7 protein-coding genes are annotated in these 14,001 nt (G+C 56.7%); all 7 read right to left on the reverse strand.

The annotated features are described in order from the left end of the window. Positions 1–11: 11 nt before the first annotated feature. The gene (locus BMW31_RS09940; RefSeq protein ID WP_091824991.1) at positions 12–1,433 is read right to left on the reverse strand and encodes a peptidylprolyl isomerase; all 1,422 of its coding nucleotides are present in this window, start codon (positions 1,431–1,433) and stop codon (positions 12–14) included. A gap of 66 nt (positions 1,434–1,499) precedes the next feature. Further along, entirely contained in the window at positions 1,500–2,984 is a 1,485-nt protein-coding gene (gene guaB, locus BMW31_RS09945; RefSeq protein WP_091824995.1) for an IMP dehydrogenase, read from the reverse strand. 598 nt (positions 2,985–3,582) lie between these two features. Beyond that, the gene (locus BMW31_RS09950; protein ID WP_255404932.1) at positions 3,583–5,355 is read right to left on the reverse strand and encodes a RagB/SusD family nutrient uptake outer membrane protein; all 1,773 of its coding nucleotides are present in this window, start codon (positions 5,353–5,355) and stop codon (positions 3,583–3,585) included. 15 nt (positions 5,356–5,370) lie between these two features. Beyond that, positions 5,371–8,691, reverse strand: coding sequence for a SusC/RagA family TonB-linked outer membrane protein (locus tag BMW31_RS09955; protein ID WP_091824998.1), 3,321 nt, complete (start codon positions 8,689–8,691; stop codon positions 5,371–5,373). Positions 8,692–9,239: 548 nt separating this feature from the next. Then, the gene (gene recQ / locus BMW31_RS09960) at positions 9,240–11,423 is read right to left on the reverse strand and encodes a DNA helicase RecQ (protein ID WP_091825001.1); all 2,184 of its coding nucleotides are present in this window, start codon (positions 11,421–11,423) and stop codon (positions 9,240–9,242) included. A 104-nt stretch (positions 11,424–11,527) separates the two neighbouring features. Then, a complete protein-coding gene (gene clpX, locus BMW31_RS09965) occupies positions 11,528–12,769 on the reverse strand; it encodes an ATP-dependent Clp protease ATP-binding subunit ClpX (RefSeq protein WP_091825004.1) in 1,242 nt (413 codons plus the stop codon). Continuing rightward, positions 12,769–13,437 carry an ATP-dependent Clp endopeptidase proteolytic subunit ClpP gene (gene clpP, locus BMW31_RS09970; RefSeq protein ID WP_091825007.1) on the reverse strand — a complete coding sequence of 223 codons (669 nt, stop codon included), beginning with the start codon at positions 13,435–13,437 and terminating at the stop codon, positions 12,769–12,771. The genes clpX and clpP overlap by 1 nt, the downstream gene beginning before the upstream one ends. Positions 13,438–14,001: the final 564 nt, after the last annotated feature.

Consider the following 14,001-nt stretch of genomic DNA (forward strand, 5'->3'; position numbering starts at 1 on the left):
ATCTTGTATTTCTAATGATTGTTCACTGTAGCGAGAACGGCCTTATTGACCGTTACCGTGTATTTTCTACGCAACGACTGCACCCACTCCTTCTCGAGAGCATCCTGGTAATCAGCCACCACCAGCTGGCGTACATCGTCCATCTCGCGCGGTGACTTGAGCTTTTTACCGAAGGCGCCGCAGTAAGCAAAGCCTTCAACGGGCTTCACCGCCCCGGCATGGAACACCTTGCTGTCCACCACGTCGTTGCTTCCGGGCTTGAAGAGTCCCTTCTCCGCCCTTACGCGTTCTGTGCTCCCGGCATTGAAATGGTTGTTCAGCGCCTCCGTGAGCTGGCCGAAAGGCGTGCGTTTAACGATGCGTTTAACCTCTTTCAGGTCGCTTTTGCTGCGCGCATGGCAGGCAACGCCCTTGAAGCGAGGCTGCTCCCAGCGGTATTTCTTCTTGTTACGGGCGAAGTAGGACTGCAGTCCGGCCTCGTCGTTGGCGGCCTTTTCCCATACGGTACGGTTGCTGATTTCAATCAGAAGCAACCCGTCGTGATACTCCTTGATGAGGTATCGCAGGTTTGGATCCTCGGATTCCATCTGCCGCTTGCGGGCTTCGAGTATCTCGGCTGCCGAGAGATGGGGCTTCGAGGCACGTGAGAGCGAGTCGAGCCGCTCGTCGATGAGGGCCTCGCGCAGGTTGCGCTGGTCGATAAAGCGCATGATGTCGGCCTTCACGCTGTCGTAAGCAAAGTAGTTGCGCTTCTCCTTCAGCAGCAGGATATGCCAGCCCGCAGGCGACGTAAAGGGCCTGCTCATCTGGCCGGGGCGCAGGGCAAAAGCCTCGTTCTCGAACTCCGGCAGCGTCATGCCACGCTCTATCCAGGGCAGCTCGCCGCCATTGACGGCCGACTCCCGCTCGTCAGAACGCTTGCGGGCCAGTTCGGCAAAGTCTGCTCCGGCCTGCAGGGCACGGTACACGGAGTCTATGCGCAGCTTGGCAGACCGTTCTTCGTCGGCCGAAGCCTTCTGCGCCATGTGCACAAAGATGTGGCACAGCCTCAGCAGGCCGCCGTTGGCATCGACGCGGCTGCGCGATTCCTCGTAAATCTGCCGCGCCTTGCGCTCCACATCGGCATCGGTTATCATGGCAGGGCGAACCTGCTGGTCGCGATAACCTGCGAACTCGTCGCGAAACGACTGCAGAGTATCCAGCCCGGCAGCCTCTGCCGCCAGCACCTTGAGCTTGTAGTTGGCAAACATCTCGGCATATTCGGCCACGCTCTTGCGGTCTATTGCGCCCTCGCCGTTGTTCTTGTTGTACGAATACTCGAACTCCGAACGGGGCACGGCGTGGCCTCCCACGGTCATCACAACAGGGTCTTCCTGAGCCTGAACCGTAAGACCGAGCAGCAGCAAGACGGCCGACAACACTTTCTTCTTCATTCCATATCAGGTTTGCGAGCCGCGGGCTCGGCCGGCCTAAGCCTGCAGAACCGCTGCCGGCACCCACTACTCCGGGCGGGAGTAGTTAGGAGCTTCGCTCGTGATGGTGATATCGTGGGGGTGACTCTCAAGCACTCCGGCGTTCGTGATGCGCGTGAACTTGGCGTTGTGCAGCTGCTCGATGGTGGCCGAACCGCAGTAGCCCATGCCCGAACGCAGGCCACCAACCAGCTGGTAGATAACCTCCTGCACGGTGCCTTTATAAGGAACACGGCCGGCGATGCCCTCGGGCACCAGCTTCTTGGCCTCCTTGATGTCGTTCTGGAAGTAGCGGTCGCGCGAGCCGTTCTTCTGCTCCATGGCCTCCAGTGAGCCCATGCCGCGGTAGCTCTTGAACTTACGACCGTTGAAGATGATGGTCTCGCCCGGCGATTCTTCTGTGCCCGCAACAAGCGAACCTATCATAACACTGTTGCCGCCGGCAGCCAATGCCTTGACCACATCGCCCGAGTAGCGCAGTCCGCCATCGGCTATCAGAGGCACGCCGGTACCCTTCAGGGCCTGATATACGTCGTAAACGGCGCTCAGCTGGGGCACACCGACGCCGGCCACCACGCGTGTTGTGCAGATGGAACCCGGCCCGATGCCCACCTTCACGGCATCGGCACCATTCTCAACGAGGAACTTTGCGCCCTCGCCCGTGGCGATGTTGCCCACCACGACGTCGAGGTTGGGGAAGGCACTCTTCACGTCGTGCAGCTTGCCTATTACGCCCTTGGAATGGCCGTGGGCCGTATCAATGACGATGGCGTCCACTCCGGCCTCTACCAGGGCCTGCGCCCGCTCCATCGTGTCGGCCGTAACGCCAACGCCGGCGGCCACGCGCAGGCGCCCTTTCTCGTCCTTGCAGGCCATGGGTTTGTCCTTGGCCTTGGTGATGTCCTTGTAGGTAATGAGCCCCACGAGGTGGTTGTCACGGTCTACAACGGGCAGTTTCTCTATCTTGTTTTCCTGCAGTATCTGCGCGGCAGCAGCCAGGTCGGTTTGCTGATGCGTGGTTACCAGATGCTCGCACGTCATCACTTCGTCTATCAGCTTGTCCATCCGGCGCTCGAAGCGCAGGTCTCTGTTGGTCACGATGCCTACCAGATGGTTCTCCTCATCTACCACCGGAATGCCGCCGATGTGGTACTCCGCCATCATGCCCAGGGCCTCTCTGACGGTGCGACCCTTGAGAATGGTCACTGGGTCGTAAATCATGCCGTTCTCGGCACGCTTCACGATGGCCACCTGTCGGGCCTGTTCTTCTATCGGCATGTTCTTGTGAATAACGCCGATGCCGCCCTCGCGCGCTATGGCTATGGCCATGGAGCTCTCCGTTACGGTATCCATCGCAGCCGTAACAAAGGGCACATTGAGCTGAATGTGGCGCGTAAACTGCGTTTGCAACTTAACTTCCTTGGGCAAAACCGCTGAATAAGCCGGGATTAAAAGGACGTCGTCATAGGTCAGACCGTCCATAACAATCTTGTCTGCAATAAGTGATGACATAAGTACTTTAGAAATTTATTGCGTGCAAATTTAGCAATAAAAATCCATATTTTCATCCTATTTCGGCTTTTTCTTCGGCATTTAATTGTATTTAACGCGCGTGGCAGAGAGGGCTGTCCTGCGGGCTTCGGGCGCATTTGGCCGGCTCCCGCGGCCCCGCTCCTATGTTCCCCCGCCCCGCCTGCATTTCCGCCTGCCGGCGGGGGGCGACTTTCCGCCCGCTGACTGCGGGCAAAATGCGACGGTAAAAAACCCGACAAATCTGCCCGGCAGAACCCCTCCCGCCGGCTGCCTATTTCCTTCCCGCTTCCTGACCCATGCTTTCAAGCCTCTTGAACACGGCATTCAAGCGCCTTGAAGTTATCCTTCAACGGCCTTGAAGCATAACTCCGGTTGGAGCGAGGGGATGAGGCACCCTCTCTGCATGACGTAAACGACTGGCCATCAAGAGATAAGCTGCGGTTTCAGAACATCCGTAAGCGGCTGGAGAAAGACCGCCCCGAAATTACCGGTTGCCTCTTGCGAAACAAAAGAACGAGGCATACCCGCTTACAGGTGTGCCTCGTTCTGCGTTTTGTCTTGTTGCACCGGGCGTGCGTTACCAGCCCGGGTTCTGCTCCAAAGTGTAGCCGCGGCTCTTGTAAAGCGTCAGTTGGTCTTCGGGCAACGGGTAGAGATAGTCCTTCTCTGCATAGGTGCGCAGCAGCGCCTGGTCCGTAATGGGCACGATGTAGCCGGCATCTCCGGCCCTGTCGAGCGTGATGCTCTTCAGTGCATCGACCGTGATGGGCTTCCCGTGGCTGGCGTTGTACCAGGCCACAAAGCGGGGCTTGTCGAGCCAGGCGCCGCGGTTGATGTCGGGATTCAGCTTCATGTCGGCATACTGCAGCTTGCCCCAACGGCGAATGTCGTTAAAGCGGATGCCCTCGTAGGCCAGCTCGGTGCGGCGTTCGCGGCGTATCTCCCACAGCACGGCAGGCACATCGGCGTCGCGGTCGGGGTCGTTGATGACGGTGCCGTTTACGGAGAGGCTGCCTCCTGCAAGCTGTACGTGGGGCATCTGGGTGCTGGTGCGGTCGCGCAAGGTGTTGATGGTCTTGTCAAAGTCGGCCTGCGTGAGCGTGTAGGCGCCCAGTTCGGCCAGCTCAGCCGCGGCCTCGATGTAGTTCATCAGCACTTCGTTGTACTTCATCACGGGTGCGTCGGTAATGCAGGTGTTGCTCTTTCCGCCCGGCGAGTCAATCAGGTCGGGGTTCACGAAGCGGTTGGCAAAATAGCCGGAGATGGCCCACACGTCGGCCGCACCGACCAGGCGCAACCCCGTTTGGTCCACATTGGCCAGCAGACGCGGGTCTCTGTCGGCCATTTCGTCAAAGAACCACTTGTCTCCTTTGTACATCGTGTTGCCCTGTTGGTGAACGGGCAGGCCGTTCTTGGTGAGGAACGCGTTGACGAACGAGCGCGAGGGGCTGTCAATCTCGGCCTCGGTGTTCTGGAAGGCCATCAGACTGTGGGTCACGATACCGTCGATATAGGAGCGGTACATGATGATTTCGGGATTGCCGGCCAGGTCTACGGAGGTGGTGAGTGCCTTGTAGTCGGCACACAGCGAGTACTTATTCTCGTCCATGATGGCCTGGGCAAAGTCCTTTGCTGCCTGCAGATACTTCTTTGCGTAGTCCGTGTTCTTGGCGCGGTACTTCTGCCATGTACCCTCGAAGAGCATGATGCGCGAGGCGAAGGCCTTTGCCACGTCGCGGTTGATGACCAGCCCGGCCGTGCCGTCAGCTATCCGGATGTTCTGCGTAGCGAACTGTAAATCGGCCAGTACGTTGTCCATTATCGTGGTTCGAGGCTCACGCGGCTTGTACAGTTTGTCGTAATCGGTATTGCCCAAGACCTCGTCAAAGTAGGGCACATCGCCGAAGCGCGACACCAGCTTGGCGTATTCCATGGCTCGGAGGAAGCGCCCCACGCCCAGCCAATGGTTCTTGGGCTCGTCGCCAAGCGCACTGTTTTCAACGCGGTTGATAATCAGGTTGATGGTCCGAAGGTCGTCGAAGTTCCACGAGGAGCTTGCAGCAGTGGTGGGTGCAACCTTGGTAAAGAAGGTTGCCTGCTGCTGGGCGTTGTCATCAGTCCAGTCGGCAACGTTGGTCTGTGAGTAGAAATCGGCCCGTTCCCAGCTCGACCGGTAGCCGGGAAAGTAGGTTGTGTACAAGTCGTAGACCGACGAACGGATGTTCGACTCGCTGTTCCAGAATTCCTGCTTGTCGGTAACGGTGTCCATCGGGTCGCGGGTCAGGTAGTCGTCGCACGATGTCAAAGCCAGCGACAGCAGCGCTATGGTCAATATTTTTGTTTTCATCATGATTTTCATTTAATGTTAGAACACGATTTGCATGCCGAAAGAGAGCGTGCGCGAATAGGGATAGCTGCGCCCGAAAGACCACGATCCGCTGCCGTAACCTGCCTTGTAATCGGTCGATTCGGGGTCAACGGGAATCTTCATGTCGTCGAATTCGAACAGATTTTCGGCACTCAGATAGACCCGGGCACTGGTTAAATAAATCTTCTTGAGCCAAGTGGCGGGCACGGTGTAGCCCACCGTGATGTTCTTACAGCGCAGATAAGCCATGTTACAGAGAAAACGCGTCTGGCGAAGATAGTTCTGTCCGTTGCTTACCCAGGCCATGTTAGAGGGCCGCGGATAAAAAGCATCGGTGTGGGTAGGCGTCCAGTAGTCCATCTGATGCTCGAAGGCAGCGTCCAGATAGCCTGAACCACCGGCCGGAATGGCCACACTTCCGAAGGCCCAGAAGTCGTGTTTGCCCACTCCCTGGAAGAAAGCGCTGAAGTCGAAGCCGGCATAACTGGCCCCCACATTGAAGCTGTACTCGTAGTTGGGCAGTGAGTTACCGATGACCTTGAGGTCTCCGTGGTCCTCTACTGTATTGGAGCCGTAGCTTATCTTGTCGTCATCGTCGAGGTTCTTGTACTTCACGTCGCCCGGCCCGAACTTGAAGGAGCCGGTCTCATAGAGCGACTGTGAGGGGATGCCGGCCTTGAGCGTGCCGTCCGCATTGAAGTCGTCGGCCTGGAAGAGGCGGTCGGTAACGTAGCCCCAGATTTCGCCCAGGCGCTTGCCTTCATAGTTTCCGTAGATGTCGCGGTCCTGAGAATTGAACTTGGTGATGCGCTCGATGACGTGCGAAAACGATGCCCCGGCCTGCACACCCAATCCGTTGGCGAAGCGATGCTGATAGTTCAGGCCTATCTCGAAGCCGTTGCCGGTCAGCTCACCGTAGTTAACCTTGGGCACCTTGGCACCAAACGTAACGGGCAGAGCTTCGCCGGCGGTGTGCATATCGGATGTAACACGGTGGTACCAGTCGGCCGTCAGGCTCAGTTCATCATTGAAGAAGCCGGCATCGATGCCAAAGTCGAGCGTCGTGACACGCTCCCACGTAAGGTTGGAGGAAATGACCGTGGGCGCGCCAAGCGACAACATCTGCGCTCCATCCACTATCCAGCCGGAGTTGCCCGACGTCATGGTGGAGACGAAAGAGTTGGCCGCAACGTCCTGGTTGCCGATGGTGCCCCACGAAGCGCGCAGCTTCAGGTACGAAAGAGTTGGCTTGGCCCAGCTCATGAACTTCTCTTCGGAGGCACGCCAGCCGGCAGATACCGACGGGAAGAAGGCCCACTTCTTGCCTTTGGGGAAGCGTGAAGAGCCGTCGTAGCGGGCGTTCACCTCGAGCAGATACTTCTGCATGAAGTCGTAGTTGATACGACCGAAGAAGCCGGCAGCGGCAAAATCGTTGTGAAAACTGTAGTCGCTGTTGAACGAATACTGGTCGCCAACGGCCAGCGCAATCTCGGGCAAGTCCTGACTAATGAGCCCCCGGCGCTCCGAATAGTGCGCGAACGCCTCACGCGTCTCGGCATCGAAGCCCGCCATAACCTTGAAGTCGTGCCGTTGCTCGATGTTGAAGCTGTAGGTGGCATAGCCCTTGAAGATGTTTTGCAGCGTGTACCGGCTGGTCTGCACCGTGCGGTTATGGGTTGTGCCATAGATGTCTACGTAGTTACTGAACGGTGCCGTAGCAAACATGTTGTACGCCATCACGGTGCCGCCGTTGCGCTTCTGGGCGTCGTTAATGTAGCCGAAGGTGTAGTCGAAGTTCACTGTAAGGTTCTTGAGCGGCGTGAGTTCCGTGCCCACATTGGCCCTTACGTAGGTTGAGGCCAGGTTTTCGCGGTTGCCGTTCTTGATGTCCGTAACGGCCGAACGGAAGGGCTTGCCCTCGTAATCGGCATAAGGATACCAGCGGGGCCAGCGCATCAGGTAGAACCAGGCATCGTACTGGCCCGACGTGTAGCGGTAGGGCTGGTCGTTGTTGGAGCGTGTGAACAGCAGGTTTGTGTGCACTTGCCACCAGTCGCGGATGCTGGTGGTGATGTTGCTGTGCAGCGTGTAGCGGTCGTACTTGTCGGTATTGAACTTCATGATGCCCTTCTGGTTCAGGTAGCTCATGCTGATGTTGTACGTTGTGCGCTTGCTTCCGCCCGTTACCGAGAGGTTATGAGTCTGCTGGGGAGTCCAGTTACGGGTGAATTCCTTTATGGGATCGAACGACCGGTAGAAGTAAGTCTTGCCGTTGAGCAGCTCGAAGTCGCGGCCTTCCTGCATCTCGCCGAGCTCGCTCTGCGACATTCCGCCGTACTTGTCTTCCCACTCCTGGATTTTTCCTATTGAATACTCGTCGAGCGTATAGCCAATGTTGCTCTGCTGGGTCACGCCAAGACGCTGCATGATAGCCCAGATGAAGTTGGCATTGTCCGATGCAGATGCCACCTTGGGCATCTTCGTCGGCTTGTTCCAGGCAAAGTTGTTGGAGTACGTTACGCGCACGTTGTCGTTGGCGGAGCCCTGCTTGGTGGTTATCAGGATAACGCCCCAGGCTGCCCGGGTGCCGTAGATGGAGGCCGAAGCGGCATCCTTCAGCACCGAGATACTCTGTATGTCGTCGGGATTGACGAGGTTCAGGTCGGGCACCTCCACGTTGTCCACGAGGATAAGGGGAGCCGTTCCGGAACCCGCACTCAAAGAACCCACCGAGCCGCGGAGCCTGATGGTGGACTCTGTTCCTACTCCACCGGTGCTGTTGGTGATGGTAAGACCGGGCGTGATGCCCTGCAACGCCTTGCCCACATCGGTGATGGGGCGGCTGGCTATGGCCTTGCCCACGTCTACATTGGCAACAGCGCCGGTGAGGTCGGCCTTCTTCTGCGTGCCGTAACCCACCACCACTACCTCGTTGAGCTCGGTAGAAGCGTCTTTCATGGTAACGGTCATGCCGCTTTGAGGTTTGAGAACCTGCGGGTCAAAGCCCACATAATTGAACCTGAGCATGGCATCCGGATTGCGGAGCGTAAGCTCGAAGTTGCCCTCCATGTCGGTTATCGCACCGTTGGAGGTGCCCTGCTCCGTTACGCTTACGCCTATCAGCGGCTCGCCGTGAGCATCCACAACCTTGCCCTTGATTACTTTCTGCTGCTGTACCACTGCCACCGAAGGCCCCTGAAGGCCGGCAACAGGCCGGCCGGCATAGGCCGCCGGAGAGCCAACGCACAGCAAGAAGGCAGCTGCCTGCAGCACGCGTAGACCGTGGCAGGCCTCATCCTGTCTTCTGAGATGTTTCATGTTTGTTGTTCTTTTCATATAGGTTAGTTGATAAAGGATATGTTCTCTGCCTGTTTTCTGCGATAAATGTGTTTGATGTCAGGTTATATTTTGCATGCCATTCATCACAGATGTTGAATAAAGAAAGCCCCGGCTTTCGTCATGATATTGCTTAGGATACAAAAATAACGTATTTTCCAGAATTCGAAACAAACACGTTTCTTTTTCCTTTCTTTTTATTCTTTTTTAATAATTTGCCGCCTTTTGCGGTGCCGGAGGATAGGAGCGGGAACCTTCTGCGGCCGTCCGCCAACCGAGCAACAGGTATCCGCCAACCGAGCAACAAATAAGCAAAGTTGCAGGAGCATACTTTCAAGCCCCTTGAATGCCATGTTCAAGCGCCTTGAAGCTATCCTTCAACGGCCTTGAAGCATAGCTCCGGTTGGAGCGAGGGGATGAAGGGCAGTCTTTGCAGGTAATAAGTAATTGATTTACAAGCAGTAACGGCTGCTCTTCCGGGCTGCCTCGCAACCCGGCATTGCAGCCCCGGCAAGGAGGCGCCGGGGGCGTTAGTTGGCCATCTCGGAGAGGAACTTGATGCGCACCAGCCGTATCTCCTCCTCCGTGCAGTCGCCGCCGAGCTCGTCGAGTGCTGTCTCCAGGTCGTCGGTATCGCTCTCGCGGAAGTATTCATAGATTTCGTCAACGTGCTCCTCGTCCATCACGTCCTCCAGAAAATAGTCTATGTCTATCTTCGTTCCGCTGTAAACAATGTCCTCTATGTCGTCCAGCAGCTCGTCAAAGTCGAGCCCCAGGGCCGGTGCTATGTCGTCCAGGGCCACCTTGAGGTCAATGTTACGGATGATTTTAACCTTCTGCAACGAGCCTTTTGCTACGGTTCGCACGCGCAGCTCCTCGGGGCGTTCGATGTCGTTTTCCTCACAGTGGCGCTTGATAAGCTCCAGGAACTCGGCTCCGTAGCGCTTGGCCTTGCCGGCGCCCACGCCCTGTATCTGCTGCAACTCCTGACAGTTGACGGGGTACATGGTGGCCATCTGCTCCAGCGAGACGTCCTGGAAGATGACGTAAGGCGGCAGGTTGAGCTTCTGGGCCACTTTCTTGCGCAGGTCCCTGAGCATGGAGTAGAGCGCCGGGTCGAGTGCGCCGGCGCCTGCTCCGGTGGAGTCTTCCTCGTAGTCGTCGCTTGCATCGATGTCTTCCTGCACCTCGAACGATTCGGGATGCTTCATGAAGCGCTTGCCGGCGGCCGTTATCTTGAGCAGACCGTAGTTCTCCACGTCCTTGCGCAGATAGCCCGCAAGCAGTGCCTGGCGGATAACGGGGTTCCAGAGTTTCTCGTCCTCGTCGGCTCCTATGCCGAAGTCGTCCAACTCGTGGTGCTTGTGCGAGAGTATGTCTTCGGTCTCCTTGCCTTCCAGGAAGTCGACCACGTACTCCTGCTTGAAGTTCTCCTTCACGGCGGTGATGGCCTTGAGCACCATGACCAGTGCGTCCTTGGCCTCGCGCTTCTGGTGGGGATGGAGGCAGTTGTCGCACATTCCGCAGTTGTCTTTTGGGTAGGGCTCGCCAAAATAGTGCAGTAACAGCTTGCGGCGGCATACCGACGACTCGGCGTAAGCGGCCGTTTCCTGCAGCAGCTGGCGGCCTATCTCCTGCTCGGCTATGGGCTTTCCCTCCATGAACTTCTTGAGTTTGTCGAGGTCTTTGCGCGAGTAGAAGGCTATGCAGATGCCCTCTTCGCCGTCCCGACCGGCGCGGCCGGTTTCCTGATAGTAGCCTTCGAGGCTCTTGGGGATGTCGTAATGGATGACGAAACGCACGTCGGGCTTGTCTATTCCCATGCCAAAGGCGATGGTGGCCACGATTACGTCGATGCGCTCCATTAAGAAGTCGTCCTGCGTTTTGGAGCGAGTGGCGCTGTCGAGTCCGGCATGGTAGGGCGCTGCCTTGATGTCGTTGGTCTTCAGAATCTCCGCCAGCTCCTCCACCTTCTTACGAGAGAGGCAGTAGATGATGCCACTCTTGCCGGCGTGTTTGCGTATGAACTGCACTATCTGGGCGTTGGTGTCCTTCTCGCTGCGCTTCTGCCGCACCTCGTAGTAAAGGTTCGGGCGGTTGAAAGAGCTCTTGTACTCGAGCGCGTTCTCAATACCCAGGCTTCGCTTGATGTCGGTGCGCACCTTGTCGGTGGCCGTTGCGGTGAGTGCTATGATGGGGGCGCTGCCTATCTCGTCGATGGCATGGCGGATGTTGCGGTACTCCGGCCGGAAGTCATGGCCCCACTCGGAGATGCAGTGGGCCTCGTCTATGGCGTAGAAAGATATCCTGACGGTCTTGAAAAACTCGATGTTCTCCTTCTTGTTCAGCGATTCGGGAGCCACGTAGAGCAGCTTCGTAACGCCCCGGCTTACGTCGTCCATCACCTGGAGGATAGCGGCCTTGTTCAAGGAAGAGTTCAGGAAGTGGGCCACTCCTTCGCCTTCGCCCAGTCCGTTGATGACATCGACCTGGTTCTTCATCAGCGCGATGAGCGGCGAAACCACGATGGCAGTGCCCTCCATCAATAATGACGGCAGCTGGTAGCACAGGCTCTTGCCGCCGCCCGTGGGCATGAGCACGAACATGTCGTTGCCTTTCATCAGGTTGTTGATGATGGCTTCCTGGTCGCCTTTGAACGTATCGAAGCCGAAGTAGTGTTTCAGTTGTTTGGCAAGGTTATCTTTCTGGGTCATGTTAACAGGCAGATTTGCATTCTACTGTATTCGGGGGTTGTTTTTCAAGAGTGGAAGGAAGACCCTTGGAGGCCTGCGCCGCCCAAGGGCCTTGATAGGATTGGCTATGCCGACTCCAGCTTCTGCAGGTGCGCCTTGTCAAGTTGACGGCGGGCATAGTCGAGGGTCACCTCGAAGTGTTTTACGCGTTTGGAGGGTATCTCGAACATGGCATCCATCATCACTGCCTCCACGATGGAGCGCAGTCCGCGTGCCCCGAGCTTGTACTCCACGGCTTTGTCGACGATGAAGTCGAGCGCATCCTCCGCAAAACGAAGCTCGATGCCGTCCATCTCGAACAGTTTGACGTACTGCTTGATGATGGAATTCTTCGGTTCACTCAGTATGCGGCGCAGTGCCTCACGGTCGAGCGGGTTGAGATAGGTAAGCACCGGCAGCCGCCCGATTATCTCCGGGATGAGCCCAAAGCTCTTGAGGTCCTGCGGCAGGATGTACTGCATGAGGTCGCCCTTGTCTATCTTGGCCACGTTCTGCACCGAGTTGTAGCCCACCACGTGCGTATTGAGGCGCTGGGCTATCTTGCGTTCGATGCCGTCAAATGCCCCTCCGCAGATAAAGAGGATGTTTTTGGTGTCTACGTGGATGTACTCCTGGTCGGGATGTTTGCGCCCTCCCTGGGGCGGAACGTTCACCATGGTGCCCTCGAGGAGCTTGAGCAGGCCCTGCTGTACGCCCTCGCCGCTCACGTCGCGGGTAATACTGGGGTTGTCGCTCTTGCGGGCTATCTTGTCAATCTCATCGATGAAGACGATGCCCCGCTCTGCAGCAGCCACGTCGTAGTTGGCTACCTGGAGCAAACGAGACAAGATACTCTCCACGTCCTCGCCCACGTAGCCGGCCTCGGTAAACACAGTTGCGTCCACGATGGTGAACGGCACGTCGAGCAACCGGGCGATGGTGCGGGCCAGCAGGGTCTTACCGGTGCCGGTGCTGCCCACCATGATGATGTTGCTTTTCTCTATCTCGACGCCGTCCTCGTCCTTTGGTTGCTGCAAACGCTTATAGTGATTGTAGACCGATACGGAGAGGTAGCGCTTTGCCTCGTCCTGACCAATGATGTACTGGTCCAGGTATTTCTTGATTTCACGGGGCTTGGGAACCTTCTTCAGTTCTATGGGAGCGGCCTCCTTGCGTGCCGGCACGGCTGCCGAACCAAGCCCGGCAGACTGCACTATCTCATAAGCCTGCTGGGCGCAGTCCTCACAGATGTAGCCATTCAGGCCCGTTATGAGCAGGCGAACATCCTTTTCACTTCTTCCACAGAAGCTGCATACTTTCTTCGGCATTATGGTTTCCTTGTTAGAACGGTGTCTATCATTCCGTACTCCTTGGCCTCTTCGGCATTCATCCAGTAGTTACGGTCGCTGTCCTGCCATACCTTCTCGAACGGCGTATGCGAGTGGTTGGAGATAATGGTGTAGAGTTCTTTCTTGAACTTCTGTATCTCCTTGGCCTCGATTTCAATGTCCGAGGCCTGTCCCTGCACGCCGCCCAGAGGCTGGTGTATCATCACCCGACTGTGGGTAAGTGCCGAGCGCTTGCCTTCCTGGCCCGCTACGAGCAGCACGGCGGCCATGGAAGCGGCCATGCCGGTGCAGATGGTGGCCACGTCTGACGAGATGAACTGCATCGTGTCGTAGATACCAAGGCCGGCCGTAACGCTTCCGCCGGGCGAATTAATGTAGATGGAGATGTCCTTGCCGCTGTCGGCAGAGTCCAGATACAGCAGCTGCGCCTGCAGCGTATTGGCCGTGTAGTCGTCTATCTCGGTGCCAAGGAAGATGATGCGGTCCATCATCAGGCGCGAGAACACGTCCATCTGGGTGACATTGAGCTGGCGCTCCTCCAGGATATATGGGTTAAGATATTGTGCCTGCGACTTCACTACGTCGTCCAGCACCATACCATCCATTCCCAAATGTCTGGTAGCAAACTTTCTAAAATCGTTGTTCATATTTTCCTTTCTATTATCCGTCATGAAGAGAGGCGACATGCCTCGCTTCGTTTAGTTTCAAGAACAAAATTAATAAAAAAACTCGATAACCGTCTATAATTGAAGTTTTTTTTCCTTAAAAAGTCGCTTTGCCGGTGCTCAAAGACGGCCGCCGGGGTTACGGGGGCATAATTCGGAGGAGGCTGAAGGCATGCTCCGGGAACTTTCGACAAGTGTCGCACGAACGTGTGACAAGTGTCGAATAATCGTGCGACACTTGTCGAAAGTTCACGAAGCATAGCTTCAAGCCTGTCAGGACGTCCTGTCCTGGATTTAGTTGACAGTTTTTGTAGTTAAATGTTCTTTAGGTTGACAAGAAATTTCTTATGTGGAAATCTGGTTGTCAGGTTTTTCTGTTAAGTGCACTTTGGGTTGACAGCTGTCTTCCGGATGCAAAGTTAATCATTTTCTGTTTTCTGCGAACTCTTTGACCTCCTTATTTTAAGTGGAACGTTGAATTGATGAAAAACACCGGGGGGCGGCCTTGCGGCCGGGGGCTCGCAGCCCCCGGGAGCCTCTGTGGCT

The organism is Prevotella sp. kh1p2 (genome assembly GCF_900111525.1).
Taxonomy (GTDB): domain Bacteria; phylum Bacteroidota; class Bacteroidia; order Bacteroidales; family Bacteroidaceae; genus Prevotella.